This window comes from Megasphaera paucivorans (genome assembly GCF_900103535.1).
Taxonomy (GTDB): domain Bacteria; phylum Bacillota; class Negativicutes; order Veillonellales; family Megasphaeraceae; genus Megasphaera_A; species Megasphaera_A paucivorans.
In genome coordinates this window covers 35,093-58,818 of the sequence record NZ_FNHQ01000010.1, presented here as the reverse complement: position 1 = coordinate 58,818, position 23,726 = coordinate 35,093, and the positions used below count along the sequence as shown (strand labels likewise).

The 23,726-nt window shown below is 42.1% G+C and carries 22 protein-coding genes; 3 read left to right on the top strand and 19 right to left on the bottom strand.

Annotation, left to right across the window (positions count from 1 at the left end; all coding sequences use genetic code 11):
- Nucleotides 1-209: 209 nt before the first annotated feature.
- The 3 genes from rpmF to BLR11_RS06110 are packed head-to-tail and all read right to left on the bottom strand — an operon-like array spanning nt 210 to nt 2,657.
- Complete coding sequence (rpmF, locus tag BLR11_RS06120) at nt 210-395, bottom strand: 50S ribosomal protein L32 (protein ID WP_091649484.1); 186 nt, start codon at nt 393-395, stop codon at nt 210-212.
- A gap of 33 nt (nt 396-428) precedes the next feature.
- Nucleotides 429-992, bottom strand: a complete 564-nt coding sequence (locus BLR11_RS06115) for a YceD family protein (RefSeq protein ID WP_245675100.1) — start codon at nt 990-992, stop codon at nt 429-431.
- A gap of 18 nt (nt 993-1,010) precedes the next feature.
- Nucleotides 1,011-2,657 (bottom strand): nucleoside kinase, encoded by a 1,647-nt coding sequence (locus tag BLR11_RS06110; protein ID WP_091649479.1) that lies wholly within the window; start codon nt 2,655-2,657, stop codon nt 1,011-1,013.
- A 135-nt stretch (nt 2,658-2,792) separates the two neighbouring features.
- Between BLR11_RS06110 and BLR11_RS06105 the strand changes: the two genes are divergently transcribed.
- Nucleotides 2,793-3,833: a hypothetical protein gene (locus BLR11_RS06105; protein ID WP_091649476.1), complete on the top strand. Its 1,041-nt coding sequence runs from the start codon at nt 2,793-2,795 to the stop codon at nt 3,831-3,833.
- 131 nt (nt 3,834-3,964) lie between these two features.
- Here the strand turns inward: BLR11_RS06105 and thiT are convergent, their stop codons facing one another.
- The 11 genes from thiT to BLR11_RS06050 form a co-directional block, all read right to left on the bottom strand.
- Nucleotides 3,965-4,498 carry an energy-coupled thiamine transporter ThiT gene (gene thiT / locus BLR11_RS06100; RefSeq protein WP_091649473.1) on the bottom strand — a complete coding sequence of 178 codons (534 nt, stop codon included), beginning with the start codon at nt 4,496-4,498 and terminating at the stop codon, nt 3,965-3,967.
- Between the two features lie 307 nt (nt 4,499-4,805).
- Nucleotides 4,806-5,954, bottom strand: coding sequence for an iron-containing alcohol dehydrogenase (locus BLR11_RS06095; RefSeq protein ID WP_091649470.1), 1,149 nt, complete (start codon nt 5,952-5,954; stop codon nt 4,806-4,808).
- A 30-nt stretch (nt 5,955-5,984) separates the two neighbouring features.
- Nucleotides 5,985-7,268, bottom strand: coding sequence for a nickel pincer cofactor-dependent isomerase, group 22 (locus BLR11_RS06090; RefSeq protein ID WP_091649468.1), 1,284 nt, complete (start codon nt 7,266-7,268; stop codon nt 5,985-5,987).
- A 35-nt stretch (nt 7,269-7,303) separates the two neighbouring features.
- Nucleotides 7,304-8,626, bottom strand: coding sequence for an MFS transporter (locus BLR11_RS06085; RefSeq protein WP_091649465.1), 1,323 nt, complete (start codon nt 8,624-8,626; stop codon nt 7,304-7,306).
- 61 nt (nt 8,627-8,687) lie between these two features.
- Nucleotides 8,688-9,665 (bottom strand): hydroxyacid dehydrogenase, encoded by a 978-nt coding sequence (locus BLR11_RS06080; RefSeq protein ID WP_091649462.1) that lies wholly within the window; start codon nt 9,663-9,665, stop codon nt 8,688-8,690.
- A gap of 21 nt (nt 9,666-9,686) precedes the next feature.
- Nucleotides 9,687-10,559, bottom strand: coding sequence for a 4-hydroxy-tetrahydrodipicolinate synthase (gene dapA, locus BLR11_RS06075; protein ID WP_091649460.1), 873 nt, complete (start codon nt 10,557-10,559; stop codon nt 9,687-9,689).
- A gap of 75 nt (nt 10,560-10,634) precedes the next feature.
- Nucleotides 10,635-11,618: a 4-hydroxythreonine-4-phosphate dehydrogenase PdxA gene (pdxA, locus tag BLR11_RS06070; RefSeq protein WP_091649457.1), complete on the bottom strand. Its 984-nt coding sequence runs from the start codon at nt 11,616-11,618 to the stop codon at nt 10,635-10,637.
- A gap of 325 nt (nt 11,619-11,943) precedes the next feature.
- Nucleotides 11,944-13,161, bottom strand: coding sequence for a four-carbon acid sugar kinase family protein (locus BLR11_RS06065; RefSeq protein WP_091649454.1), 1,218 nt, complete (start codon nt 13,159-13,161; stop codon nt 11,944-11,946).
- Between the two features lie 19 nt (nt 13,162-13,180).
- Entirely contained in the window at nt 13,181-13,948 is a 768-nt protein-coding gene (locus BLR11_RS06060; RefSeq protein ID WP_091649451.1) for a DeoR/GlpR family DNA-binding transcription regulator, read from the bottom strand.
- Between the two features lie 257 nt (nt 13,949-14,205).
- On the bottom strand, nt 14,206-15,090 hold the full coding sequence (galU, locus tag BLR11_RS06055) for a UTP--glucose-1-phosphate uridylyltransferase GalU (RefSeq protein ID WP_091649447.1): 885 nt from the start codon (nt 15,088-15,090) through the stop codon (nt 14,206-14,208).
- A 12-nt stretch (nt 15,091-15,102) separates the two neighbouring features.
- Nucleotides 15,103-16,950 carry an LPO_1073/Vpar_1526 family protein gene (locus BLR11_RS06050; RefSeq protein WP_091649444.1) on the bottom strand — a complete coding sequence of 616 codons (1,848 nt, stop codon included), beginning with the start codon at nt 16,948-16,950 and terminating at the stop codon, nt 15,103-15,105.
- Nucleotides 16,951-17,190: 240 nt separating this feature from the next.
- On the opposite strand from BLR11_RS06050, the gene BLR11_RS06045 reads away from it, so the two are divergent.
- Nucleotides 17,191-17,847 (top strand): HAD family hydrolase, encoded by a 657-nt coding sequence (locus tag BLR11_RS06045; RefSeq protein ID WP_091649442.1) that lies wholly within the window; start codon nt 17,191-17,193, stop codon nt 17,845-17,847.
- 79 nt (nt 17,848-17,926) lie between these two features.
- Here BLR11_RS06045 and BLR11_RS06040 read toward each other — a convergent pair whose 3' ends face one another.
- From BLR11_RS06040 to BLR11_RS06030, 3 genes are all read right to left on the bottom strand, one after another.
- Nucleotides 17,927-19,009 (bottom strand): S-layer homology domain-containing protein, encoded by a 1,083-nt coding sequence (locus BLR11_RS06040; RefSeq protein WP_091649440.1) that lies wholly within the window; start codon nt 19,007-19,009, stop codon nt 17,927-17,929.
- Nucleotides 19,010-19,038: 29 nt separating this feature from the next.
- Nucleotides 19,039-20,070: an S-layer homology domain-containing protein gene (locus BLR11_RS06035; RefSeq protein ID WP_091649437.1), complete on the bottom strand. Its 1,032-nt coding sequence runs from the start codon at nt 20,068-20,070 to the stop codon at nt 19,039-19,041.
- Nucleotides 20,071-20,195: 125 nt separating this feature from the next.
- Entirely contained in the window at nt 20,196-21,185 is a 990-nt protein-coding gene (locus BLR11_RS06030; protein WP_091649435.1) for an asparaginase, read from the bottom strand.
- A gap of 175 nt (nt 21,186-21,360) precedes the next feature.
- Here BLR11_RS06030 and rpsD point away from each other — a divergent pair, with 175 nt between their 5' ends.
- Nucleotides 21,361-21,948, top strand: coding sequence for a 30S ribosomal protein S4 (gene rpsD, locus BLR11_RS06025; protein WP_091649433.1), 588 nt, complete (start codon nt 21,361-21,363; stop codon nt 21,946-21,948).
- 116 nt (nt 21,949-22,064) lie between these two features.
- On the opposite strand, the gene BLR11_RS06020 is transcribed toward rpsD, so the two are convergent.
- Nucleotides 22,065-22,442, bottom strand: a complete 378-nt coding sequence (locus BLR11_RS06020) for a desulfoferrodoxin (RefSeq protein WP_091649431.1) — start codon at nt 22,440-22,442, stop codon at nt 22,065-22,067.
- A gap of 105 nt (nt 22,443-22,547) precedes the next feature.
- Nucleotides 22,548-23,714: a class I SAM-dependent methyltransferase gene (locus BLR11_RS06015; protein ID WP_091649428.1), complete on the bottom strand. Its 1,167-nt coding sequence runs from the start codon at nt 23,712-23,714 to the stop codon at nt 22,548-22,550.
- Between the last annotated feature and the right edge of the window lie 12 nt (nt 23,715-23,726).

The window sequence follows — 23,726 nt, the reverse complement described above, 5'->3', positions numbered from 1 at the left end:
ATTCTATATCAATATAAATAAATTATTCACAATAATATATTATACCATGCTAAATCATTTTCGGGCAACCAATGTTTCCCGCTCTGCCCTGCTGTATTGCCTCACCGTCGGGCGTGACGGATATTTTTTTGTTATGCAGATAGAGTGCATATACTATCTCTATCTGCATAACAAAAAAAGTGTGCCCATGGCACACTTTTTTGTTTAGCTTATTCAGCTGCAGTGTTGGCTACAACCTGCTTGCCTTTATAAAAGCCGCAAGACGGGCATGCATGATGAGGCAACATTGCTTCGTGGCACTGCGGGCATTCCACATATCCCGGTGCTGTTAATTTCCAGTTGGCACGACGACGGTCGCGACGACATTTCGATAATCTGCGTTTTGGTACTGCCATGTTCTGCACCTCCTTAAAATCATGGTACGTGTATTAGCGATTTGATTTTAGTAATTCACCCAATTTTTCCATTCTTGGGTCAATCCTGTCATCAGGACAACTACAAGGCCCTTCGTTCAGGTTAGCGCCGCACTGCGGGCAAAGCCCTTTGCAATCGGGCCGGCACAAGACCCGCATTGGTTCGCTGAGGACCAAGGTTTCTCTCACTGTCTTCGTCAAATCAATGTATTCCCCGTTATACGGTTCCACATCTTCTGGAAGCACGGCTTCCGTACCATAGACTTCAGACAAGGTTTCCTTCCGATCCACCGATACCGGTGTCAGGCAGCGGCCGCAACGGTATATTCCCGAGGTCTGGACGGTTCCGTGAATAACCAAATGGCATCCATCAAACCAAAACAAACCCTCTACAGCCACATTATGAGTCTTCCAAGAAAAAGCAGCTACATCGCCGAAAGCGACAGCTGGTTCCATAAAAGAAAAAGGAAATTTTCTGCCTTCCTCTTTCATTGCTTGTTCTACTTGTAGTTTCATCATTTCTACCTCGACTATACTATTATATCGATACACCCTTGCTTTGTCAATGATTTTTTTCATCTGCCAATTGTTTACCGCCTAGCTTTTTTGTCCTAAAAATTCGCGCAGCAACGAATTGGCAGGAACGATGGATTGATCAATAACTTCAAAGGGCCATAAAAACATCAACAAACGCTGCGCTTCGTGATAATACGGGCTGTCCGGCGTAATAGATTTCAATAATGGTTCTGCATATGGTTTTAACGCGGCGATTTCATAGGGCAGTGCCGTATTAAAAATCGTATCGGCATCTTCCTGATAGGGATATATATTTTTTTCTTCCCCTTCCCGCACATCACTCCATATTTCCAATGTCGCATCCGGCCCGCGGTCACGGAATTGATGATCCCGTACCATGCGGCGCAAAATCCGTGTATCAGACGTCGATATGCGATTATGATCGTTAATGCGGATCTGCGTCAATACGCCTAACGATATTTTCACTTTTTCATAGCGCGGCAGCATATAGGTCAAGGAATCATTCAACGCATGCAGTCCTTCTACAACGATAGGCTGGCCTTCCTCCAAAACAGTAACTTTTTCATCAAAACGCCGATGTCCCGAGACAAAATCAAAATGTGCCAAATGAACCTCATGCCCCTGATGGAGCGCATCGATCTGCTGATTAAATAAAGACACATCGATTGCCCGCAGCGATTCAAAATCATAGCTGCCGTCTTTATTTCGCGGTGTATCCTCCCGATTTAAAAAATAATCATCCAATGACACCTGTACCGGCCGCAGTCCTATAACCCGGAGCTGCGTAACCAGACGCTTGCAGAATGTAGTTTTCCCGGCTGAAGAAGGGCCGGCAATAAGGACTACTTTTATTTTAGGCCGCTGCTCTACAATAAAATCAGCTAATTGAGCTAATTTCTTTTCCTGCAGTGCCTCGGCCATATCCACAATATCTTGAATAGACCCTTCCTCAATATACTTATTCAAATCAGACACATATTGACATCGCACGATGCGTCCCCATTCTTCAGATTCCAAAAAAACACGTGCTAATTTGGGAATTTCCATATATTCCGGCAATTCTTCAGGAGCATCCACCTTAGGATATTCTAAAATAACACCGGGAGCATACGAACGTAAATTAAAAATCGTAACATATCCCATATCAGGCAGCAGCGGCCCCATATAATAGTCAAAGACCTGTCCGCATTGGTAGGTCATAATATGATCAATATTTACATGGCTTAACAGGTTTGCCTCCCGTTCCATATTACGGTTCAGACACATATCCTTAGCGGTCTCCGCACTAACGGTTACTTGTCGGATATCCACGTTCTGCTCCACCAGTTCCTGCATCCGCCGTTTGATAGACCGTACATCCTCGACAGTTATGGTATGTCCTATGCTGAGTTCACAATATAGCGCCTTTCTCAGTGCATGTTTGACATAAACCTTTCCCGTCGGATATAAATCAGCAACCGCTCTGACAAGCAATAAAATAACCGTTCGCTGCATACAATTATTGCCCTCGATCGTCGCCAGGGAAAACCATTCCACGGTCCCCTCGGTCATGACCTTTGTCTGCAGTCCGACCATTTGATTATTAAACAGCGCCAACGCAATACGCGTCTTTGAATCTGCACAGTACTGCTTGCTGATATCCAGCAGTGTTGTGCCATATTCTACTTCATAGGCTGCATGATTCGTTATATCTTGGATTTTGACCATATACTCATCTCCAGAAACATGATACGTATATCATGTTAAACTATTCAGGAAAATATACCATTTTCCTTTTTCTGCCGATAAATGTGCTATAATGAAAGCACGTGACAAAAGACTTGTCAGGAAAGAAGGATTCCTATGAAACGCCGCATTCCTGCTCCGGATATTTCTATCTGGACTGCCTTATGTATTATTATACTATGTTTGGCTGCTGCCGCCTATACATATAGATATATGTATAAAGCAACTCCTGATTATTCCTTATCGCGCATCATTACCGCTGCCCAGTCCGGCGATGCCTCGGCCTTTGAGGAAATGACGGACGGAACAGCCATCTCCGGCCAGCTGTTTGATGCTATGATCCAAGATACCGATACAGCAGAACAACCATCTTTTCTGCTGCAATTAGCATGGCGGCCGCTAAAAACGCAATTCACGGCCAACACACAAACATACCTGCATTGCCGTATCACCGGAGACATAGATACTCCTTCGTTTAAGAAAACAGAACAAGATATGGACAACCGGCTCCGTACATTTGGTTTTCCCATACCCATGAAGGGCTGGCATTATGTCTCTTCTTCCTTCAGCCGCCGCATAGATGACAACACAGCAGAAATAGATATAACCTTCCATCAAGACCTTCTCAACAAAAATATAACCGGAACCGTCATTATGACCCGCTATGATAAAAACGACTGGCATATCACCGGGATCACACATGCAGATACGTTTCTCAAAAGCCTGCACAGCGCTTACGAAAGTGAATTAGCAGCATATAACCAACCGGTCCGAGATAAAATCAACCGCCTTGTCACCCTCAGCCGGTTATCCTCTCAGCTGGTCCGCAGCAACGATAACAAACAAACCTTCCTGCGTCTCCAGTATACACCTATCATCAAAGGAAATCCGGAACGCATCAAGGATATACAAGCTGCGTATACACTGCAGCGCAGCGATGACAATACACTGCTTTATTATGCCGATGTATCAATCTATCCTGATTCTGCAGAAACAGTCCGCACCAGTCAATTTCTTCTGAATCCGTTGATTCCTTCTCAATATACACTCATCGGATACACCGATCTTTCCGCAACAACAGCCTCCCTATCGGTGACTGCCATTCATTTTAAAGACGGTACAACATGGAAACTGGCCAATGCGTTGCCAGAAACATAAACAAGAAAACAGACCGTGTCTGTCATATCGCGGCAGAAAGCAATCTTTTTGAACCTGCTAGGTTCGAAAAGATTGTTTTTTTACATGCCTACACGTCGGCAGCCAATTGTATCCTGCCATATGTCTCTCCCCTATCGAAATTCCAATATCTTATTTTTAATCCTGGGGTAAAAAATATAAGCGACAATAACGGTTAAAATCATTTCCGGTACAATATAAGAAACATTATATATAGCGGAGTATATCCACGGATTTTGTCCCTTAGGAGCATAGGCTGCAAATATGACCGCCCCGGATATAATGGAAAGCGCACATCGCCCCATGCAAGCCAGCAGCGTTCCCGCCGCTATTTTCCAACAAGCAGACGGTCTGATAAATCCGGCAATTCCCAATATTCCGTACCCCATAAGGTAATCCAATATAATACTCATGGGATGAATCGTAAATTTTAGTCCCAGCAGGAAATGGAACATCCCATATACGACCCCGACTAATATCCCTTTTCGTCCGCCCCAGCGAAAAGCAAAAAAGATAAGCGGAGCCATGCTGGCGGGATGAATAGCCCCCCCTTGCGGCAATTGGAACAAAATAATAAGACTAAGGATATACGTCAAAGCAATGGCCAGACCGGCTTCCACTATCATGTTAAAACGAGTATGCATCATCAAAAACTTCCTCCCGCTGCATCTTAAGAAACCGCAGCAAACGGTATCCTATCAATCGCGCGGCCGAGAACACAAACACTTCTACGTCTCTATTGACAAGTATGCAGCATATATGTCAATGATTAAATTATAACACATTTAATTGTTTCTCATGAATAAAAGTAGAATATATATATTTTTATGTTTTTTAATATAACTTATATAGTATAAATTATCCAAAAATAAAAGCTGGATCCTATACAAACAGAATCCAGCAAAATACTATATATCATTTGTTATATAATCGATCACAATGAAACCAATATTTTTAAAACAATTTCTTATAGATATAGCGGATATCATCCAAAGACAATTCCTTGCAATTATTCACCAATAACCGTTGCTGCTGACTGCCTGCTTCTACAAGAAAATCGAGATCTTCGGCTTTTACACCTAATTCTTCCAAATTTGTCGGAATATTTACTTTGTCTACAATATCTTTTATTTCTTCAATAATATAATCTGCTTTGACATTTACGGACTCATTGTATTTTTCCGGATATACGGCATCACAAAGCAGCGCAAGCCGATCGGCACAGGCATCCTTATTAAATTCCATGACATGGGCGAAAAGAATGGCATTCGATACACCATGAGCAATATGGTATTTGCCGCCTAATGGGTATGACAATGCATGAACAGCCGTCGTTCCCGACCCGGTAATAGCAATTCCGCCATAAAAAGCACCCATCATCATTTCCATTTTCGCGTCCATGTTCGCCGCATCCGCATACGCTTCACGGATATTATGAAAAATTTTGCAAGCACCTTCTTTGGCATAGGTATCACTAAGAATCGTTGCTTTTTTGGACGTAAAGCATTCTACTACATGAGCCAATGCATCTACACCGGTCGCAGCAATAATCTTAGGCGGCAGATGGTTGATCATATCGGCATCCAGTATGACATAGTCAGGAATCATGCAGTTATTCACAATGCCCTGCTTCGATTGTTTTTCCGGAATAGCAACAATAGCATTGCATGTAGCCTCCGAACCAGTGCCGCAGGTCGTAGGAATCATTACTGTTTTAATATATTTTTTAGCAATCGTCGGATCTTGCAAAAGATCACGAACGCTATATTCGGCTCCGATTACAATGCTGGCCAGCTTGGAAGCATCCATAACGCTGCCGCCGCCTACACCTACAATAAAATCAATGGAAGCCCCTCTCGTTTCTTCAATAACTCGTTCTACATCCTGGTACGACGGTTCCGATGCAAGATCATCAATAACAGTGTAACTATTCTTAGAACAAAGTTCTTCAATTCGCTTGGTAAGCCCAGATTCCCGTACCCCCTTATCCGTAAAAATAAGGATAGAACGAACCTGTTCACGTTCAATGATTTCCGTAATTTTTTCTATACTTCCTTGTCCTGCATAGGTAATAGCCGGAATCGTCAATTGATATTGTTTCATACTATTTCTACCTCCCAATAACTATAATTCCTAATCCCAATTCCAATTAACAACATTGTCATCATTATTAAATGTAATCTTTTGAGGTTCAGAAATAATTTTCAAATTATGGATTAATTCCACTTCTGGAATTAATCCTTCAGAAACCCAAAATCGTTTCATCATGAGCGTATTATGCAACCAAACAACCTTAGGTCCATATTTTGGATCAGCATTAAAACAAATTTTTAATCCAAATTTCATAGCTAATTTATCATTTGGCATAACTGGTGGAATTTTTGCAGCTTTAGGAACTAAACTTGTAATATTATTGGGATAGGTAGCTTCCATATTAAATTTTTTATATACACGCATTGTAGTTACATCCGCATTCCCAATACCAGTTACATTTCCATGAGATTCATCTGTTAGATCAAACATAACAATTGAATCGGCATTAGGTTCCCATTGTCCCATAACAGGAGACCGTCCAATTATATTAGGATCAGCCCCCGTTCCGCTAATATTTTTTCCTAATTCATCTACAAAAATCGCATCTACTTTCTTAAAAGGAATTTTAGGCATTAATGCTCGCGCTTCTTCTAAATATCCAGGTTCTTCTGCTTCAATTGTATCATGTGGAAATGCAATAATTTTATAAGTTTCATGATAAGCGTTTTCAATTATACCAATCGCATTAATATTCGGATAATGCTCTAGTGTTGTATGAGCAAATTCATGAATATTTTTTGACATTTGTCCAAACCCACGCGAATGACAAATATTAGCACCGTGTTGTTTTCCCATACCAATCGTAATCATCTTTTGAATACCACTTTCAATAATTCCATGAAAAGCAGTATGTGGTTTTATTCTACCTACTGGAATAATCCAGTCTGCCTCAGATGCATATTTATCCAATCTCACTTCTAATCCTGAAGCTGATTTCCCAACATAAATAGTTTCCATTGTAGCTTTAATAGGAGCTCCTACGTTTTCTTCTGATAATCCGAAATTTAATAGAATTTCTCTTTGTCCCTCAGCAGATGACCCACCATGACTCCCCATAGCAGGAATAATAAAGGGATGTCCACCATATTTTTTTATTTCCTGAACTAATGCTCTCACAATATCTGATAAATGTGCTATTTCACGACTTCCACATGCAATACAAACAGAATCTCCTTCTTTAATTTTTTGTAAAATATTTCTTTTCTGAATAGCTTGGCATAATTCATCTGCAGGATTTTTTATATGATTCTGTATGATTTGATAATTTACTTTAACAAACTTTGGTATTGGTACATCATTCAATAAATTCTCAAACAATTGCATACCTACCATCTCCCATTTTTAATAAACAAAACATCTTATTTTGTTTCGTTTATTTGTATTGGTTCAATTTTCCCCAAATAAAAAATGTAATTTAATAACCCTAAGAAGAGTAAAAATGCTGTAAATAACAAAGCAAATTCAAAATGTCCCGTATATCCAACAATAAAACCTGTAACAATAGGACCTACCACTCCACCAAAGTTAGCAATACAGTTTTGTATGCCAGCAACGATACCCGTCATATTACGTGGAGCGATTTCACTAGGTATAGCCCACACCTGAGAAGCTGCAATAACAGTGCCCGACTTAGCACAACAAAGTAAGAATAAAGTGACATACAATGATTCTGTAACTGCAGCAAATCCAATAAATGACGCTAAAATCAAACCACCACACATAAAACCTTTTCTAGTTGCAGTAAGAGAAAATCTACCAGATGAATGGACTTTATCAGAAGCCCAGCCCGCAATAACTTCTGCAAAAGCTCCACAAAGCAGAGGAAGTGAAGCTGCAAACCCCATTTCTGCAAAGCTTAAACCACGATCTTTCATAAGATACATAGGAAGCCATGTGATGAAAAAATAAGAACTATAATTAGTTGTAAAGAATCCAATACACATAGCTTGAACATTACGATATTTCAACAACTGATACCACTTACACGGCATTGTCTTGTCTTCATTTGCAGTATCAACACCATCTCTAATATATGACAATTCAGAAGCATTGACACTTTTGTGTTTAGCCGGATCATCTTTAAAGAAAAAATGCCATGCAACTGCCCAAAAAACGCCTAAAACGCCTAAAACTGCAAAGGTTTCCCGCCATCCAATTTGAATCATTAGCCAAGTCAAAATAGGTATTCCAAAAGCACCTCCAAACTTTTGCCCACTGTCAAAAAGTCCTCCAACTGTAGCTCGTTCACTTTTAGGAAACCAATTTCTCGTAATAGCAGCATTACTCGGATAAGCTCCCGCTTCGCCAACACCCAAAATCATACGCAATCCCAGCAAAGACTTAAAACCAGTTGCCACCCCAGTAAGCCCCGTTGCAATAGACCACCAAAGCACGGACAAGCCTAATGCTTTACGCTGACCAATTTTTTCCGAAATAAAACCGGCAGGTATTTGCAATAAAGCATAACACAAAAAGAAAGCTGACATTAACATTCCCATTTCTTCGGTTGTAATACTTAAATCCCTCATGATATGCGGAGTTGCAATAGCAAGAGTTGTTCTATCAATAAAATTGATAGCGATAGCCGCCCACATCATCGCTGCAACAATCCAACGAACATGTGTACGTTTTTGTGATTGTTGCACTTCTAACCCTATCGTTGTTTCATTTGGACTCGACATATATAATCCTCCTCAATATTAAATATTTTGTCCATCACAAAGTTTTTACAACTATTCTATATTATTTTTGCCACCGTAAATGATCATACGCTTTAGGATTACAAACTTTGTCCCATTTTTGACCATTGACTATGGCTACAGCTCCTTCGGCTGCCATCGTAGCGACTCCAGAGGCTGCTTCTTGCGTTTGCCCCGCCATATGTGGAGAAACAATAATGTTTTCATGTTTAAACAGAGGATCATTGGGATCTATGGGTTCATGTTCGACAACATCTAAACCAGCGCTATGAATCCAATTTTCAGTCAGTGCTTTATCTAAAGCTGCTTCATCGACAATACCACCGCGGGCACAATTGATCACAATCGCTGTAGGTTTCATCATCTTCAATTCTGCTTCTCCTATCATCCCCCGTGTTTCCGGTGTCAGCGGTGTATGTACCGAAATAACATCCGATTCTTTAATAATGTCATGTACATCAGCTCTATACCCATAACCCTGATTTTCTACTACTTCTTCATTAATAAATGGATCATACACAAGGACTTTCATCCCAATGCCTGTCGCCATTTCAGCAAATACGCTGCCAATATGACCATAGCCGACAAGACCCAGCGTTTTGCCAAATAATTCATACGCCTTATACGCACTGCGAACAGCAAAATTTCCTTTTCGCATTTCAATATCACTATGCAGCATATCCTTGGCACAAGCAAACATCATAGCCATAGAATGCTCTGCCACTGAACGTGTATTGGCTCCCGGCGCAATAACTACCGGTATTCCCAATTCAGTAGCTCCTTTTACATCGACATTATCGACTCCCACACCGGGGCGAGCTATAACCTTAAGATTCGGACATTGTTCCATAGTCGCTTTATCGATATGCCCAATACGTATAATGACTCCATCTGCATCTTTTAATTCCGGCAACATATCTTCCGGTTCACCGCTATTAGTAATAACTACATCGACACCTGATTTTTCCAATACAGCCATTCCATCATCATGTAATCTATGGGAAATAACAATTTTTGCCATAATTCATAAACCTCCTAAGCATTAATACAATTTAAAGACGTCTTCAAGTGCGGCTTTGATAGCTGGATCAGTACAATTTGACGGCTGACGGGCCGGTCCTACATGATAGCCCCGCATATTGACTGCCAATTTAACAACAGAATTCGGATTTCCCATCTGCATAACGTTACGGAACGGACGAATCTTCTTCTGGGCTTCGTTTGCTTTTTCAATATTTCCTTCTTTCCAATACGTGTAAATGCTGACCATCAGTTCCGGGAAAACATTGGAACATCCGGATATAGCTCCGCTGCCGCCAGCCAATAAGGCCCAAAGAATAAGAGAATCGCTGCCAGCTAATACATTCAGACGCGGATCCGTATTTTCAATATATTTCAGCATAGTATCAAAATTACCGCTGGAATCTTTAATTCCGATGATATTCTGGAATTTTGCTAAGGTTTTAACTGTTTTATATTCAATGGAATTGCCGGTACGAGCGGGTATATTATACATAAGAATAGGCATATCCACACTTTTTGCGATTTCACTGTAATGCGCAATAATATCCGCTTGAGAGGCTTTTACAAAATACGGGGTAATAATAGAAAGACAATCTACCTGCATAGATTTCGCTGCTTTTGATAATTCAATCGTTTCTTTGGTCGTAACACAACCAGTGCCGGCATATACAGGTACGCGTCCGTTGACAGCTTCTACCGCCGCTTCGATGATTTCCAGCTTTTCTTTCATAGAGAAGGCATAAAATTCCCCATTTGTACCTAAGGGAAAAATGCCGCTGACCCCTGCCTTAATTAAATGATCAATAAATGTAACATATTCCGCCTTATTGAATTCTTCTTTTTCATTTAATGCTGTTACTACGGGTGTTATAAGTCCTTCTGCTTTAAACATAGTATTACGCTCCTTTGTAATAAATAAAAATTAGGTTTTATATATAATTGGACGATAATAAAAACATATCATTTTTTATCCTTCAGCAAACTGTTTGCCTAAATCCACAGCATAGAGCATGCTTTCTTCATTGGCGATTCCTTGGCCCGCAATATCAAAAGCAGTCCCGTGATCTACCGATGTGCGGATAATAGGGAGACCTAATGTCACATTCACGCCGCTGTCAAATGCCACCATTTTCATTGGAATATGCCCTTGATCATGGTACATGGCTACGACCACATCATATGTACCGTTGTAGGCTTTTAAAAACACCGTATCCGGCGGTACCGGCCCTGTCACGTTCAAGCCTTCCTGCTGTGCTTGCTTGACTGCCGGTTCGATTTCATCAATTTCTTCACGTCCGAAAATTCCTGCTTCTCCGCTATGCGGATTAAGGCCTGCTACTGCAATCTTCGGCATCGTTTTACCGAGTTTTTTCATCGCGTTATCGGCAAGATGAACACATTCCAGCACTCTTTCTTTTGTTGCCATGTCACAAGCTTCCCGCAAAGAACAGTGCGTAGATACATGCACAACGGATATCCTGTCGCTCCAAAGCATCATGGTATATGATTTGGTTTTTGTTAAAGCAGCAAATATTTCTGTGTGCCCTGCAAAATTATGTCCGCCTTTATGCAGCGCTTCTTTATTAAGAGGTGCCGTTGTTACCACGCTGATATCCCCCTTCAGGGCATCTGCGATTGCCCGTTCTACATACTGGTAGGCTGCATCTCCGGCTACAGGAGAAACTTGACCGATTTCAATATCCCGGCCAACTTGTAAATCCACAACCGAAATAACATTGATTTTTCCTTCCTGAAAATCAGCCACACTGTCTATTTGTACTAACGGTGTTGTGAGTTTCAGCAGTGTATGATAATAGGAAAGTATATCGTAACTCCCATAAATCAATACGGATTTTTTATATTCTTCCTTTTTTTCGATAGATTTCAGCGATATCTCTGGACCAATACCTGCCGGATCTCCCATGGTAATTCCTACAAATTTTGATTTCACTTCATTACCTCCTACTACTATAGCCACTATAACGAACTAATTTTAATGTTCTTTTATGTTATTTGATGTTCGCTTTTGTTCGTATCCATTATATCAATATAACTTTGTAACAGTCAATACAAAACAGCATTATCTCTATGCTTATTGGTAATATAATTTGATGAAACGCCCTTTATGTATTACAAATATGCATAATTTTATTTCTTTTATGTTTTCTTATACTGATATGCATTGTTCTTTTATGTTATTATATCAACATAAAAAAACAGGCTGTCGCTAGTTACTACGACACCTGTTTTTTATCCGTTGCAATATTTGTACTATGTTATCCTACTATTTCCTTTAGTTTCATCATACTGTTGTATATATCCGAGTCCACCCCAAAAGCACCCGCCTTAGTAACAATAGGAAGTCCATCACATATACCTCCCATCAGCCGTCCCTGCACAAAACCCGGCAGTATTTGACTGTCAATGTGAGAACCAGAGGCCTGCAGACGGTGAATCGCTGCAATCGCCGTATCCCCTCCGGTAAGAAAAATCCCACAAATCCGGACCTTGGACACGAGGTAAGGAACCGCTGCACTCAATGTCTGCTTTGTTATTTCCGCTAATACTGCCGGTTCTTTACCGCACTCCTTACCGTACTTCAGGAAAGTCTCGTAATCCTGCCGAGTCGCTGCTGCCGTCACAATAACATCCTGTCCCTTCTGCAATATGTCAACGGCAGGCCTAATAGCTTCTTCCATCGCGTCTCCTTCACAAATACGAGTCATATCGACGCACACAACAGAAATACCGCGTTCTTGGCAATATGCGATTTGTTCCATTGTCTTACTGCTGACGCTCCCGATAACGGAAAGAACAGGTGCTTTGTGATAGACAGACGACAACAATCCCGCTGCCAATCCTGCCGACCCGATCCATACGGTTTTTCTGCCTGTCTGCAGGACCATCTTGGCTATTTGTTCCATCTGTTCCTGCCGGGTCGTATCAAACGTATATGCCCCAGACGTCAGTTGCATAGTTTCCGATGCCAGTTCCTTTTCCGTCACATGTATTACCGCCGTTCCTGTATACGAAGATAATAACTGCGCAATATCATCTTCAAAAACGGGATTGCGGGGATCAGCCGCTATTTCTGTAGTAAGAAGCGGTTTTCCGTATACGCAAAGACGGCGGTTTTCCACGGTTCTTCCCTGGGCCGGATATGCCGGATCAAAAATAATGAGTTCCGGATTATATATCTCCAGCAGCGCTTTTATTTCTTCCTTCAAATTGCCTCGTAAAGTAGAATCGACTTTTTTATATAAATACCGACAGCCCCCCTGCTGTACGATAGTCTCCGCAATATGTACCATGCAGGCATAGGCTTCCGTTGGCGGAATGACCCGGCTTTCCGTATCAATAACAATACTGCCCTCGCCTTGGGCAGCCGGGTCCAGTTCCAGTAATACATCAATCGGTATGCCTTGTTTCCTTACTTGAACTCCTGTATCATTGGCACCGGTAAAATCATCTGCAATTATAACAAATTCACGCATTGTCTTTCTCCTTCCCTTTCTATATCTGGATATATTCAACGTCATGTTCCGTAAATACATTTTTTTCTGCTTCAGAGGCTCTGTAATCTGTAACCAAAATATCGGCCTCCCACAAATCAAATAAATAATACAACTTGTGTTTGTTGAATTTTGAATGATCTGCCAATAATACGACTTTATCCGAAGCCGCAATACTGGCGCGCTTAACTCCTATCTTTTCCACATTGGCACTCATAATCCGCCAATCCGGAGTAATTGCCTGCGTTCCTAAGATACAAATATCAAAGTGCATACTTTTCACCATGCTGGTCGCAAAAACACCGCAAGTAGCAGCAGATTCGGCATCAATCGTTCCTCCCGCCATCAAGACACGAACACCGGAAACAGCACTCAATAATTGGGCGATAGCCAAATCGTTCGTAACGATTGTTAAGTCAGACCAATACTGTTCTGCTATAAGTGCCGCCAATTCATAGTTTGTCGTTCCAGCATCCATATAAATGCTCATAGAAGGTTCTATCAAAGAAAGTGCCGCTTTTGCTATCCGTCTTTTTTCCGTAATATGTACGAGTTTTCGATTGCGATAGGTAGCTTCCTTGACGACAGATTCCGTAAGAATCGCTCCACCATGACTTTTTTCTACAAGGCCGCTGTCCTCTAAAAGCTGTAAATCACGCCGGATCGTCATCGGAGTGACCTCCAGTTCCTTGGCCAAGTCATTTACCTCAACTGCTTTATTCTTATATAACTTATCTAAAATATATTGGCGTCGTTCTGCTGGCAGCATATATATTCCTCCTCGGCTTTTAATTGTTCTTATATGTTCGTTTTTGTTTATTTAATTATAGCAACGACTAGGATATACCGTCAATCAAAAATTGCATATTTGCTTTGTTTATTTTGAATTTCCCCTATCTGGCATGCCATATTACATACATAATATGCATTGTTATTTTACATCCAAGATGAACAACATCTTTATTTTAACTATAAAAAAGCGGTGAAAACAATATGTTCCCACCGTTGATGCATCCCCACATTATATTAAAAAGAATCTTTTCCCGAAAATAACTCCTTTAAGTATGCCTTGAAGGGTTCTCCTAAATCATCCCGCCGCAAAGCATATTCTACTGTTGCTTTTAAAAATCCCAGCTTATCCCCCACATCATACCGTTTCCCTTCAAAATTATAGGCAAATACAGCTTCTCGCCCAGCCATCACTTTTAAAGCATCTGTAAGCTGTATTTCTCCGCCTTTTCCCGGTTCCGTACGGCGCAGTACTTCAAATACATCAGGTGTAATAATATATCGCCCTAGCACAGCACATCGGCTGGGTGCTTCTTCGATAGTTGGTTTTTCGATCATATCGGTCACACGTATCAATCGAGAATCGTCCAGTCGTTTTCCTTTTACAATGCCATAAGAAGCGACGCGTTCCCGCGGTACTTCCTGGCACCCGAGCACAGTCGCACCTACATTATCATATACGTCGATCATCTGGCGCAAGGCCGGATTGGCATCATTATAAACAACATCATCCCCCAACAGCACTGCGAAAGGTTCATCATCGATAAAAGACTGGGCGCAAAGAATAGCATCCCCCAATCCACGCATATGTTTTTGGCGGATATAGTGAATATTGATTTCCGAAATGCCCCGGATCATTTTCAGTAAATCTGTTTTCCCCTGCTGCTCCAGGTGCATTTCCAAGCCTAAGGTCGTATCAAAATGATCTTCGATCGCCCGCTTGGCATGCCCGCTGATAATCAATATTTCTTCAATGCCGCTTTGAAGGGCTTCTTCCACAATATATTGAATAGTCGGCTTATCTACAATAGGCAGCATTTCCTTTGGAGTCGCCTTTGTCGCCGGCAAAAAACGAGTTCCGTATCCGGCCGCCGGAATAACAGCTTTGCGTATCTTCTTCATGTTCCTTCCTCCTTATTCAAACCATCGGAATAAATCAAACTCTTCCCCGATTATTTCCTTCACATATGCCTGTGCTAAATATAAACCTAGGAGAGACAATGTCGATACTCGCAGCAACGTGCTGTCCCAAAGATCTCCCATATCGGCAAATACCGGGGATATTTCTTCCAAAATATCCAAAGCTTCTTCTCCATTGAAACTCGTAGGATGTTTTTTAGCCAACCGCAGCAAGTGATTTTGCGTATTGCGGTCAGTGATACCCGTCTGTCGGAAAAAGCGCGAAGCCATTCCTTCATCCACCAGCGCGAGTTTATAAAGATCAGAATTAAAGGATGGAACAATAAATTCCGGCGGAATATGTTTTCCCCGCAGGGAGGTCTGTAATTCTTCCAGCGTAAATCCCCGATATCGGAACAACAGCGGATATGAATCAGCCAATATTTCGGCAAACGGTGTTTCCTTGGTTTCCAGCGCCGTGCAATGCAAATAATCCAACTGCTGATAAAATGAACGTTCCGTTGGAAAGCGTTCCAAGAAAGGCATTACATATTTATCGATGTACTGCCTAAATGTTTCCGTGTCTACATTATGGGAGTTGCGGGAATACAAGAAGACAAGCAAGATAGCTAAAATACGATAGTGTTCCTGTGAAAGATAGGGCATTACTTTTAATGTGTTGATTGCCACCAAATGACGTGTCGATGTAGGCGGACAATGAAGCACATCACAAAAAGCCCGCAGTGCCACTGCCGCTGCATGTTCCTCCGGATGTGCCGAATAGGTTTTTTGCACATCTTGCAGCGCATCCTGTATAATAAAGGGTTTTATAATACGCTCCCGTTCTGCTTCATCAGAAACTCCCGCCTGCTGGAACGCCGCTGCTGTAATAAATTCAATTTGGCGTTTCATTTCCGGTGTTACGATTCCGTAATGATCGAGAAAATGTGCAATACACATCTTGATAACAGGCGAATCGATATGCGTATCCTGGGCCCAGATAGATTTTGAAGGTAATGCCTCCGTGGTTTTTTCAGTTCTAGGAAGTACATTGCCCCATGGACTTTGGGATGCCGCTTTTTTAGATGATATATCCGTGCGGTTCGTTTCATTTACAGGTTCCTTTTTCGTATACGCTGTATCGACGTGGACAGGTGCCATTTTAGTCGTTACATCTGTCACCGCCACAGCTCCAGCCACCGCCCCCGCTGCTGCAAGTTTCGTCTTTAAAGCTCCCGGATCCATAATCATAGTTTCGTCGGAAAGAACATGTTTTTGTTCAGCAGCTGCCGGTGCCGGGGAATGTATCACAGGTGCCGCAGCACTCATCGTTTCTTGTGATTTTTTCTCTTTCAAATCAGCCGCAACAACCGCTGCCATGCCCGCAATCGGACTTGCGATTTTTTCCTGCTTGGCTTCTTTATTTTTATCCGCTTCCTTCATCGCTGCCAGTACTTCCTCGCGGGAAATTACCTGGGTCGTTCCAAAACTATCATCTGCCGCTTTTTTAGAAGTTGTTTTTTCATAATACATCTGATCTCCCGCATGCACAACTTCGCCTTTCGTTGTAACAAATCCTGTTTCCTCCGGATTTTCTCTACGTTCCTTGACTTTTACATTAGAAATTTTTGGAACGGGTGTTGTATCTTCCTTCAAAGATGCCGGGCCTTTGGAGTGCAGCGTTTCTAAAGTTGCCCATGCCGCGTGTTCTTCATTCCGCTTTTTTTGTGCTTCCAATGCTATATTTTTATGTTTTTTCTTCGCCGGCTTTTCCGTTGCATGCCCGGAATACATAATATAACAGATCACAAAAAATATAATAACCACACCAGCTAAAATAACATACGGCAAAAACTTCGTCATAACATCCACTCCTTGTATCTCTATCCACCTAATATCCAATAGGTATTTTCTTTTTTATTGTAACATAATATAAGCTTCATTTTAACATGTTTTTATATATTTTTACAGCTCTTAAAGACACTAAAATTAGACAAACAGTCTATTCACCGCTATAATAGGTTCAGACACTTTTTTTATTACAAGATAAGGAGGCATATAATTTGAAATTCACCGCCACGTTTTCAAATTATTACAGTACAGATGAATACGTATAAAACAATTATTTTTGACATGGACGGTACCGTTCTCGATACCTTGGACGAGCTTACCGAAAGCTTAAATTATATATTGCGGAAGTACCAGCTACCGGAAAAAACAAAAATGCAGGTCCGTTCATATTTAGGCTATGGTTACGCCGGATTAATCCGCCAAGCGGTCCCGGAAGCAAACCAAGATTTTCAGTTGGAATTACAGGATGCGTTCAAAAGCTACTACGGATCACACTGCCAAGGGCACACGAAACCTTATGAAGGTATTCTTGAAATATTAGCGTCACTCCGCGATGCCGGATATAAAACAGCGATTGTTTCCAACAAGGGACAAGCGGCCGTAACGGAACTTCACAAAGAATTTTTTGAAGGTCTCGTTCAATTTTCTCTTGGTGAATCGGCTAACTATAAAAAGAAGCCGGAACCCGATATGGTCTGGGAAGCCTTACGGAGGCTCGGCAGTTCTGCACAAGAAGCGATATATATCGGTGATTCCGAAGTAGACAAAAAAACCGCAGATAACTCCGGATTGGATTCCGCCTTAGTTACTTGGGGTTTTCGAGATAAGCCACTGCTGCAATCTTTACATCCGGACTATCTGGTATCCTCTCCAAAAGAATTGAAACACTTATTTATTCCTGCAAGATAAATTTCACATACACATAAAAAGAAGGCCTTGCCACTGACAAGGTCTTCTTTTATGTTCCTCTGTAAGAATTAAATGTAATTTATTTTTGTACACTCACTGCTGCCGCGCCGTATTGTCCAATAGCCGGCAAAACTTCTATCCGCACGGCATGATTGCCAACGGCTTTAGCTATAGCGGCGGCAGTATCCGGACGCACCGGATAGTGCGCGGTAAGGACAATTTGTTCCTTTGCATAATCCGGTTCTGCTCCGACATAATTCTGTACTCCTTCATCCTTGACAAATATACGGACGGCTTTATCCCTCATATGGATATAATCGGAATGGCTGTATTTTGCCTTGCGCAAAACAACGACACCTGGCGGCGTTATTTCATCTTTCAAACGCCGTACCAATCCCGAAGGAATATCCCCCTTCAACGCGAGTACCAACGTATCGCCCTGCCAGTACATCGTCCCTTGATCAAAATAGCTCAGAGAGGATCCATACAGAGTCCCTAATGTCTTCATTACCTGCTTCTGTACATCAACATGAGAAATATAAGTTCCATCCGGTTTAATCAAACGGAACAGCAGTGATGCCGCTTCCGCTCGTGTCACAGGCTGCTGCGGCCTAAAATAATTTGTCTTCTGCCCGATAACATACTGCCGATGCAATGCCTGAACCATAGGCAGATATTGGGCAGAAATTTCTTTCTCATCAGCAAAAGGCGTACCAGTTGTATCCGCATTTTCCATTTGATAATACGCCATATAGCGATATATGACTGCTGCCAGTTCTTCCCGTGTAACAATATCAGTTGGATGGAATGTGCCATCTCCCTGATTGGTCATGATCCCGCAGCGCAGCATAGCCAACACAGCTCTAGCGCCTGTCTGAACGGGGTCTTCTATTTTACCGGCATCGCCGGCAGTCCGGAAGACCGGCATCGTATCACACAGCAGCTGTGCTAATTCTCCGCGCGTGATAGCTTGATCAGGATGAAAAAGGCGGATATCCGCTGTTCCTGCAAAGGTAAGACATTTTGTATCATACAGATAATTGATTGCTGTTTCTGCCGCCGTATTTCCAATATCCGTGTACGGGGCCCGCGCAAAAACCGTAACATTCGCAGCCGTCAGCACCATTGCCGTCAACACAACCGCAGCTTTAATATATTTCATGAGAACTGTACTCCTTCATGGTTTGTGCCTTATTGAATTACAATTTTAACAGTATTGCCTAATGCTTTATTAAGAGCCTGCTGCGTTTCCGGCGTAATGGAGCTGCATGTAAGAACAATTTTTTCATTTAAATAATCCACATCCGTCGAAACCTTGGCATCTGCCGGTTCCGTCGCGCGATAAATCTTTTCCGCCTGTGTCATCATAGCCTTATACTCATTATAACTGTATTTCGATTTCTGAACATACACCGTATCCGCCGGCAATGCCGCATCAGCTGCAATAGCCGTGGTCAATTTATCCCGCTTCTTACTGGTTTTTGCTCCTACATGAAGTTTATTTGCCTGCCAGTACATAATTCCATCTCCGGCGAAACTCTTCACACTGCCGTAAACAGTCGTAATATCACTGAATACCTGGTTTTCTACCTTGGTCTTTGCTGCATTGTCTGCCTGTGTTCCCTTTAAAATGCGGTATAAAACCGAAACAGCTTCGCCGCGTGTCACATTATCCTTGGGATGAAATACATTATTGGTTCCTTCCATATAGCCCGCAGCCGCCAGTGCATCTACTGCCTTCTGCGCCCAAGGTGCAATCTGATTTTCATCGACATAACTGGTATCAACGACGGTCCCCGTAGTAACCCCCCGGTAATTTAGATAATTATACGCGATAACGGCAAACTCTTCACGCGTTACATTCTGTTCCGGCTTAAACGTTCCATTGTTATATCCGTTCATAATTCCTTTTTCACAAAGTGAAGATATCGCATTTTCCGACCAGCGGCCTTTTACATCACTAAAAGCGCTTTTCGCTTTTGCATCATTGCCGATCATATTGCTGATAATAGAAGCTACCCCTTCGCGAGTAACCGCCTTGTCCGGATAAAAACTGCCGTTGACGCCGTTGACATAATGATTATCATAAAAATACTGCACTGCATCCTTGCCCCAATAATTATCTATATCTTTTAATTGTGTCGTACCGGCAGCAGCAAAAGCGGACATACTGATTGTTGCCGTCAATGCTGCGGCTGCCAATAAGGCTGCATATTTTTTCATCACCGATCGCTCCCATCTTATTTGTAATCATTCCATCTATGTTATATCTCAACACATAAATTCATTGTAACACAGACACCATTCTATTTCAATAAATGCATACGGTTCCGCATCGCAGGCATTTCTCAGTACAAATCAAAGAACTGCTGCAAGGTATTTGGATCCCGGGTCTGCAATAAAGCTAATTGCAATACTATCTTAGCTTTATGTGCCGGAAGATTGTCTCCCGCAATACGGAAAAATCCAGAATCGTCTTCCGTTGTACTGACGATTCCTCCCAAGGTACGCGATGTACATACCGTAACGATTCCTTGTTGTGCTGCTATCTTTAATTCTTTAAGTACGGCTTCGGGAATTTTCCCATGTCCCAAGCCGGCTGTCACTATTCCCTGAACACCGGACGCGACAGCTGCCCGAATCAGTGCCGGTGACATTCCCACATAACAATATACTATACATACAGCAGGCAATTTCGTAATTCCTTGACAGGACAACTGCGAAAGATAGGTATGGCGCCGCAAGCTTTGCTGATAAAAGTAGGGAATCCCATTCTGGATAATTCCCATATATCCCATTTGCCTGGAACGAAACGTATCTACATGTGTAGTGTCCGTTTTTTCTACACTGCGGGCTCCGCAAATACGTCCGTTCATAGCCACCAGAACACCATACTCTCCGGCCTGCCGGCAAGCCGCTATATGAACCGCATCCAGCAAATTCAACGGTCCATCTGCGCTCAGTGCCGTAGCCGGCCGCATGGAACCAACCATCACAATCGGCTTGCGGCTATGGACCACCAGATTTAAAAAGTATGCGGTTTCCTCCATCGTATCCGTACCGTGTGTAATGACAATACCGTCGACATCCGCTCTGTCCGCTGCCGCTTCTACGCATCGAGCCAGACGCAGCCACAGATCCTCCGTCATATTTGTGCTGTCCATATTACAAAACTGTTCCCCTGTAATATCCGCATATTCCGTAACCTCCGGCACGGATTGCAATAGTTCTTCGATCGTAAGTTTTCCTGCTTTATACCCAATCAGTTCTTTTTCCGACTCTGCTTTCCCGGCAATCGTGCCGCCGCAGGCAATAATATGAACATGAGCATGCGTCATATATACACTCTCCCTTCTACCTCTCCAGTATACTGATTTTCCCGTGCTCTGTCCACACGGATTCCTGCACTTTTTCAATCAAAAAAGCCTCCGTTTCATTGACTTTTACAGCCATTCATGGTATTATTTTAGTACTGCTTTTTAGGCAGAAATAAATGAATGAGGTGATGTATCAATGGCAACAAGGAGAGACCCACGTTTTAAAGAATGTCGCCGGTTCGGACTTAATGTGTACGGACATCCCAAGGCATTGAAACGTGTAAAAAAAGATCAGCGTCAAAAGAAAGTTTCTGAATATGGTACACAGTTATTGGAAAAACAGAAGCTCAGAGCATACTACAATCTGCTCGAACGTCAGTTTGTCCGGTATTATGATAAAGCCAGAAAACAAGGCGGTATCACTGGTGAAAACATGCTTAAGCTGCTCGAATGCCGCTTAGATAATGTTGTTTATCGTATCGGTTTTGCCAACTCCATCCGTCAGGCCCGTCAAATGGTCAACCACGGTCATGTACTGGTAAATGGCAAACGCTGCGACATTCCGTCCGCTAACGTTAAAGTCGGCTCGGTGATTTCTTTGAAAGAAAGCTCCCGTTCCAACGAAATGTTCAAAAAAGTCTTCCAGGAATTAAAGACATTCGATCTTCCGTATATCGAAAAGAACTTTGATAACTTTGAAGGTACGTTGACTCGTATTCCGGAACGTGATGAACTTCCGATTGAAATCAACGAAACATTGATCGTCGAATTCTATTCAAAATAATAGTACACTGTTACACAATTACAGCAGATTGGAAATCACTGATTTCCAATCTGCTTTTTTTTGAAAAAAAAGGATCTGCATCGCAGATCCTTTTATATACAGTACTTGCAAGGCAATCAAAAATCCGCTTTCCAAAGGCCATGAAGATTACAGTATTCATATACCGTGCCAGAAGGAACTTCACAAAACTCCGCTTTAGGTGCATCACCGGGTTTCAAATATTTGATCATTACTCTATCTTCGGCAGCGAGCGCCACAAATTGAATGAAATGTTCCGGCAGCATAGGATGTTCCACTGACCCAACCGTAACTTTTATCTTTCCATCTTCCTTCACAATAGCCGGAACATGTTTTTCCTTAGCTGCATCCACCGCACCTGCTTCCAAATGCTTCATAGCCTGTCCGCAGCAGGTCAATTCTCTGCCTCCGCCATCATGAACGATTGCAATAATGTTGCCGCATAATTCACAGCGATAAAATTCTACTTGTGTCATAGTAAAAGCCTCCTTCGTAATTGAATTATCAGTAAAAATACTGATACCCTTTATGGTTTCATCTTACTACAAAAATCTCTTATTTTCAATAATTACAGCGTATTTTTAATACCACCGGATCATAGGGAGCTGATTATTGGTACCCTTGGTCATCAGGATTTCATGTATATCGATACTACCGATATAAAAAGAGGCAGCGCAGCCGCACAGATATAGTTCCCACATCCGCACAAATTCTTCGCCCTTGTCTTGGCTGATCGCATCCCGAACTTTTTCAAAATTCTGATACCAGCAATGCAGTGTTTTATAGTAATGACGGCGCAGGCTTTCCACATCCAGCACTTGAAAATCATAATCATAGGCTAAACTGATGATTTCCCGCAGCGAGGGCAGCGTACCGCCCGGAAAAATATACTTCCGCATCCAGGGATTGCCGATTTCTTCATCATGCCCGCTGATATAATGAAGCATGAATACACCGCCATCGACCAGCAGATGATTCGCCTTTTCCATATACAAGGGATAATTGGAACGCCCAACATGTTCCAACATCCCAACACTGACGATACGATCATATTTGCGTTCGCTTTCATTTAAATCACGGTAATCCAATAAATCGATTTGCACCTGGCCCTCCAAACCGAGTTTTTGAATCCGCTCCTGCCCTTTCTTCCATTGTTCTTTGCTCAGCGTGCAGCCATACCCTTTTACACCATATTTTTGGGCCGCTTCCAGCAGCAAGTATCCCCAGCCGCATCCAATATCCAGAAGAGACATGCCTCTTTCTAAATGGAGCTTATCTAAAATATAATGAACCTTATTATGTTGAGCCTGTTCCAGCGTATCATCCGTATGCTTAAAATAAGCGCACGAATAACTCATGGATGGATCAAGCCACGAGTTATAAAAATCATTGCCCAAGTCATAATGGGAAGAAACCTGTACTTTCTGCTTGGCTTTAGATTCCGGCGTATATAGGATGCTTCCCAACGCGTTTTTATCTAAAGAAAACTGGCTGGTCTGTTCCAGCAAGCATTTAAGCACGGTAAATAAATCTCCGTCAATGGTAATGTCCTTACGCATATACGCTTCGCCAAGCGCCAGAGAAGTAGATGCCAGCAATTCACTTTTAGGGATATCCCGATGAATGGTAACCTGAAATACAGGTTTTCCTTCTCCTACGGTATAGGTTTTTCCGTGAAGAATCACATTAAAGCAATACTTATCGAAACGATTCAAATAATGTACTAGAAAACTATCTGCTAAATGCATTTTTACACCTTC